Here is a 6,140-nt window from a genome sequence, read left to right on the forward strand (position 1 = left end):
GCGACTCGATCATCAGCCTCCAGGTCGTCTCAAGGGCCCGCCGCGCCGGTCTGTCACTCTCGTCCCGGGACGTCTTCCAGCACCCCACCATCTCCTCTCTGGCCGCGGTCATCCCGGCTGTGGAGTCGGACGCTGTGGCGGCGGCCTCGACCGCCGAGCAGGGTGAGCTCACCGGTGAGGTGCCGACGCTGCCCGCCCGGGAGTGGTTCTTCGAGACCCACCCGGTGGCCCCGGAGCACTTCAACATGTCCTTGGCCCTCGCGCTGGACCCGGAGACCGACGAGTCGGCCCTGCTGACGGCGCTCGGGGCAGTCCTGTCCCAGCACGATGCGCTCCGTACCACCTTCTCCGGTCGCACCTCGGCCCGGTACGAGGACCGCTCGTCCGTCACCGCGGAAGGGATCTTCGCGTCCCACGACCTGCCCGAGGACGACGCCGAAGCAGAAGCACATTGGCAGCGGCTGGCCACTGCCGCCCAGGCGGACCTGGACCTCGATGGAGGTCCGCTCGTCCGCGTCCTTCTCGGCCGGAGGGGCGCGGGGCGTGCCCCGTGGTTCTTCATCGCGGCGCACCACCTGGTCATCGACGGTGTGTCCCTCCGCATCCTGCTGGAGGACCTGAGCACGGCGTACGAACAGGCTGCCGCGGGGCGTACGCCTGACCTCGGCCCGAAGACCACTTCCGTGCGTCAGTGGGCCCAGGAACTGGCGGCTCACACGGCGCGCGGCGGTTTCGACGCCCAGCGTGCCCACTGGACCTCCGCCACGGCACAGGCCGACCACCGGCTGCCGCTCGACAACCCCGACGGAACCAACACCGTCGCCTCAGCCCGCACGGTCTCCGTCGCTCTGTCGGTGGAGGAGACGGAGGCGTTGGTTCAGCGGGTGCCGGCGGTGTATCGGACGCAGGCGAATGATGTGCTGTTGACGGCGTTGGCGCGGGTGTTGCGTGGGTGGACGGGGCGTGACCGGGTTCCGGTGCTGTTGGAGGGGCATGGTCGTGAGGAACTGTTCGCGGGTGTGGATCTGACGCGCACGGTGGGGTGGTTCACGTCGGTGTATCCGGTGGCCCTGGGCTTGCCGGGTGAGGACGTGGACGGTGGCGATGCGTGGGGTCGTGATCTGAAGTCGGTGAAGGAGCAGTTGCGTGCTGTTCCGGACCGGGGTGTGGGTTACGGGGCGCTGCGCTACCTCGGTGGTGGCCTGGAAGGCCTGGCCGAGGACGACCCACAGATCAGCTTCAACTACCACGGTCACTTCGACATCGGCGGCGAAGCCGGCGAAGGCCTCTTCCGAGACGCCTTGCCGTTGCCCGGCGGTGACCACGCACCGCACGAGAACCGCACCCATCTGATCGATGTGGTCGGAGCCATCCAGGACGGCCGTCTCGCGTTCTCGTGGATCTACTCGGGTGATGTGCATCGCGAGGAGACGATGCGGGGGCTGGCGGATGCGTTCGCGGCGGAGTTGGTCGCGTGTGTGGCGCATTGTGAGGGTGTGGGGGCCGGTGGTTGCACTCCGTCGGACTTCCCGTTGGTGGGGTTGTCGCAGGTGGAGGTGGATCGTGTGGTGGGTGATGGTCGGGGTGTGGAGGATGTGTATCCGTTGACGCCGTTGCAGGCGGGGATGCTGTTCCACGCGTTGGCGGATCCGGGTTCGTCGGCCTATGTGGAGCAGTTCGTGTTCCGGCTTGATGGTGTGTCGGATGTGGAGCGGTTGGCGTGCGCGTGGCGGACGGTGGTGGGGCGTTCGGACGCGTTGCGGGTGTCGTTGGCCTGGGAGGGGTTGTCGGAGCCGGTGCAGGTGGTGCATCGGGACGTGACGGTGCCGGTCACCGTGCTCGACTGGAGCGACCTGACGGAGGAGGGGCAGGCCGAGGCTCTGGCCGAGCTGTTGGACCAGGATCGCGTGCATGGGATCGACCTCACCTCCGGTCCGTTGTTGCGGGTGGTGTTGGCTCGGTTGTCGGGTGATGCGGTGCGGGTGGTGTGGACGTTCCACCATGTGCTGTTGGATGGATGGAGTACGGCGGCGTTGGTGCCGGACGTGCTTGCCGAGTACGCCGGTGACGGGTCCGGGAGGGCTGCGCGGTCGCGGGGTTCGTTCGGTGATTATGTGCGTTGGCTGGTGGGGCAGGATGCGGATGCCGGGCAGGCGTTCTGGCGTGGTCGGCTGGCGGGTGTGACGGATCCGGTGGCATTGCCGTATGACCGTTTGCCGGGTGAGGTGGAGCGGGGTCGTTCGAGTGGCCGGGTTCCGGTGGTGCTGAGTGCTGGGGTTGCGGGCCGGGTCGGTGGGTTCGCGCGTCGGCATCGTCTGACGGTGAACGCCGTGGTGCAGGGGGCGTGGGCGCTGTTGCTGTCGCAGTCGGCGGGGGCGTCGTCCGGGTCGGGTTCGGGTGATGTGGTGTTCGGGACGACGGTGTCGGGGCGTCCGGCGGATCTGCCGGGCGTGGAGGACATTCTGGGTCTGTTCATCAATACGGTTCCGGTGCGCGTGAGGCTGGATCCGTCGGCGCGGGTGGCGTCGTGGCTGGGAGGTGTGCAGTCGGATCTGGTGGAGTCGCGGCAGTACGAGTACGTGGCGTTGTCGGACATCGAGACGGACCTGCCCGCGGGTGCATCCCTGTTCGACAGCCTGGTGGTGTTCGAGAACTACCCGGTCGATACGGGCGCGGCGGAGCGGCACGGTGTGTCGGTCAGTGGTGTTCAGGCTGTCGAGTCGACGAACTACGCACTGACCCTCATCGCCGCACTGGCCGGCGAAAGTCTAGACATGACGCTCGCGTACGACCCCGCTCTCCTCGACCGGACCACGGTCGACACCCTGGCCGAACGCCTCGCCCAGGTTCTCACCGTGCTCGTGGACAACGCTGAGACCCGGCTCGGAGCGCTGGACTTCCTGGCTCCTGAGGAACGCGCCCTCGTCGTCGACGAGTGGGCCGATGGAGGGGGCGTCGCGCTCCACGACGCCTCGGTGATAGAGGCGTTTGCCCGCCGGGTCGCCGCGGCGCCGGAGGCGGTGGCTGTGCGGTGTGGTGCCGCGAGGCTGTCCTACGTCGAGCTGGCGTCCGAGTCCGACCGTCTTGCCGCCGTCCTGGTGGAGCGTGGTGTGTCGTCCGAGTCCAGGGTCGGGCTGCTGTTGGAGCGGTCGGTGGACGTGGTCGTGGCGATGCTGGCCGTGTTGAAGGCGGGCGGTGTGTACGTACCGGTGCACGTCTCGTATCCGGAGGAGCGGGTGCGGCAGGTGCTGGCGCAGGCCGGTGCTGGGCTGGTGCTCACGGACCGGGGTGTGGACGAGGTCGCGGACATTCCGGCTCTCGCGGTGGATGCGGTGCCGGTGGGCTCTGGTGTGGTCGCGCCGGTCGTGGGGGCTGATTCTTTGGCGTATGTGATGTTCACGTCGGGGTCGACGGGTGTGCCGAAGGGTGTGGCGGTCACGCATGGGGACATTGTTGCGTTGGCGGCGGATGGTCGTTGGGGTTCGGGTGGGCATGGGGTGGTGTTGTTCCATTCGCCGCATTCGTTCGATGCGGCGACGTATGAGGTGTGGGTGCCGTTGTTGAACGGTGGGACCGTGGTCGTGGCGGAGGCGGAGTTGAGTGCGCCGGTGGTGCGTGAGGCGGTGGCGTCGGGTGTTTCGGGTCTGTGGGTGACGGCGGCGTTGTTCGGTGTGCTGGTGGAGGAGGATCCGGGGTGTTTCGAGGGTCTGCGTGAGGTGTGGACGGGTGGTGACGCGGTTCCGGCCGCGGCGGTGCGGCGTCTTTTGGACACCTGCCCGGGGTTGGTGCTTGTCAACGGTTATGGTCCGACGGAGTCGACGACGTTCGCCGTGTGCGGGCCGATCGCGTCCGAGGACGTGGCGGGTGGTTCGGTGCCGTTGGGCCGGGTCATGGACAACACTCGTGCGTATGTGCTCGACGCCGCGCTGCGGCCGGTGGGTGTGGGTGTCGCGGGTGAGTTGTATCTGGGTGGGTCCGGTCTGGCGCGTGGTTATGACGGCAGGTCCGATCTGACGTCGGAACGGTTCGTCGCGGATCCGTTCGGTGAGGGCGGTCGGCTGTATCGCACGGGGGATGTGGTGCGGTGGCGGGTGGATGGCCGGCTGGACTTCCTGGGCCGTGGTGACGGTCAGGTGAAGATCCGTGGTTTCCGGATCGAGGTCGCCGAGATCGAGTCGGTGCTGTCGCGTCATGCGTCGGCGGGTGTGGTGTCGGTGCAGGTCCGTGAGGACCGCCCAGGGGTGAAACGCCTGGTCGCCTACCTCGTCCCGGCAGCCGGTCAGGTCCTGGACATGACCGGGATCCGTGAGCATGCGGCCGGTCTGCTGCCGGAGTACATGGTGCCGTCGGCGTTCGTCGTCCTGGGCGAGCTGCCGCTCACCGTCAATGGGAAGGTGGACCGCAGGGCGCTGCCCGCGCCGGAGGCGGAGCCGGGGGAGGAGTACGTCGCCCCGCGCACCGATACGGAGAGGATCCTCGCCGGTATCTGGGGTGATGTGCTCGGCATCGAACGGGTCGGTGTGCACGATGACTTCTTCGCGCTGGGGGGCGACTCGATCTCCAGCCTGAAGGTCGTCTCGCGGCTGCGTGGCGCCCTGGGCACGGGCTTGTCGCCGCGTGCGCTGTTCGACCACCCGACCGTCGCGGCCCTGGCCGGACAGGTCGCCGGTGACGAGCCGGAGGAGCCGGGGATCCTCCCCGCGCCCCGGACCGGACCGCTCCCGCTCTCGTTCACCCAGGAACGCCTCTGGTTCCTGGAGAACTTCACTCCCGGCGGTACTGAGTACAACATCTCAGCCGCTCTGCGTCTGACGGGTGAGCTGGACGTCGTGGCGCTGCGTGCGGCCGTGGCCGGGCTAGTTGCCCGGCACGAGGCCCTGCGTACGACCTTCGACTCCGTCGACGGCCGTGGCGTCCAGACCGTCCACGCACCCGAAGACATCGAGGTGGCCGTCCGCCTGGCGGAAACCGCGGGCGAGGACGGGCTCAGGGCCATGCTGGCCGACGAGGCGGCGCTGCCGTTCGACCTGCGCAACGGTCCGCTCACGAGGGTCCTGCTGGTCCGTCTCTCCCAGCGTGAGCACGTCTTGGCGTTGTCGATGCACCACATCGTGACCGACGGCTGGTCCATGGGCGTGGTCACCCGTGAGCTGAGCGCGCTGTACACCGCCGCCGTGCGTGGTGAAGATGACGCGCTGCCCGAACTTCCCGTGCAGTACCCGGACTTCGCAGTCTGGCAGCGCGAGCACCTGGCGGGCGAGGCGCTGGACGGTCAGCTCGACTACTGGCGTGACAAGTTGTCGGGTCTGGAGCCGTTGGAGTTGCCGACGGACCGGCCGCGTCCGGCCGTGCGCACCTCGGCCGGCGCCCTGCACGCGTTCGAGGTCTCGTCCGAACTGTCCGACCGGCTCACGAGGCTGAGCCAGGAGCGTGGGGCCAGCCTCTTCATGGCCCTGACCGCGGTGACGCAGTTGCTGCTTTCGCGGTACAGCGGGCAGCGGGACATCGCAGTGGGCACCGTGGTCTCCGGACGGGAGCGCGCCGAGATCGAGGATCTGGTCGGGTTCTTCGTCAACACGCTGGTGCTGCGATCGCGGATCGACGAGTCCATGGGCTTCGGAGCGCTGTTGTCGGAGGTGCGGGAGACGACGCTGGACGCGTTCGCGCATCAGGACGTGCCGTTCAGCCGGCTCATCGAGGAGCTGGCTCCCGAGCGTGACACCTCCCGCACCCCGCTCGTCCAGGCGCTCGTGGCGCTCCAGAACACCCCGATGGGCGCCTTCGAGCTGCCCGGCCTCCGTGTCGAGGACGAGGCGATGCCGCGTGAGGCAGCCCAGTTCGAGCTGAGCCTGCACTTCCAGCAGACCCACGGCGGTGGCCTCGCCGCCGTGGCCGAGTTCAACACGGACCTGTTCGACGCCTCGACCGTCGAGCGGATGTGCCGCCACTGGATAGCTCTTGCGGAGCGTGTGACCGCGCAGCCGGAAATGCCGCTCGACCGGTTCGGGATGCTGGAGACCGCTGAAGCCGGTGTCCTGCTCGCGCAGTGGGCGGGTCCTGGTGTGGGTGTGGGTGGTCGTTCGGTGGTGGAGTTGGTTGCGGGGCGTGTGGGGGTTGTTCCTGGGGCGGTTGCGGTGGTG

Annotated in this window: 1 protein-coding gene; it reads left to right on the forward strand. The window is 68.6% G+C overall.

From position 1 onward, the window contains the following. A partial coding sequence (locus tag ACFYXM_RS36675; RefSeq protein ID WP_389296143.1) for an amino acid adenylation domain-containing protein occupies window positions 1–6,140 on the forward strand: 6,140 nt, incomplete at both ends.

The sequence above is a fragment of the Streptomyces sp. NPDC002476 genome (assembly GCF_042889785.1).
Lineage (GTDB): Bacteria > Actinomycetota > Actinomycetes > Streptomycetales > Streptomycetaceae > Streptomyces.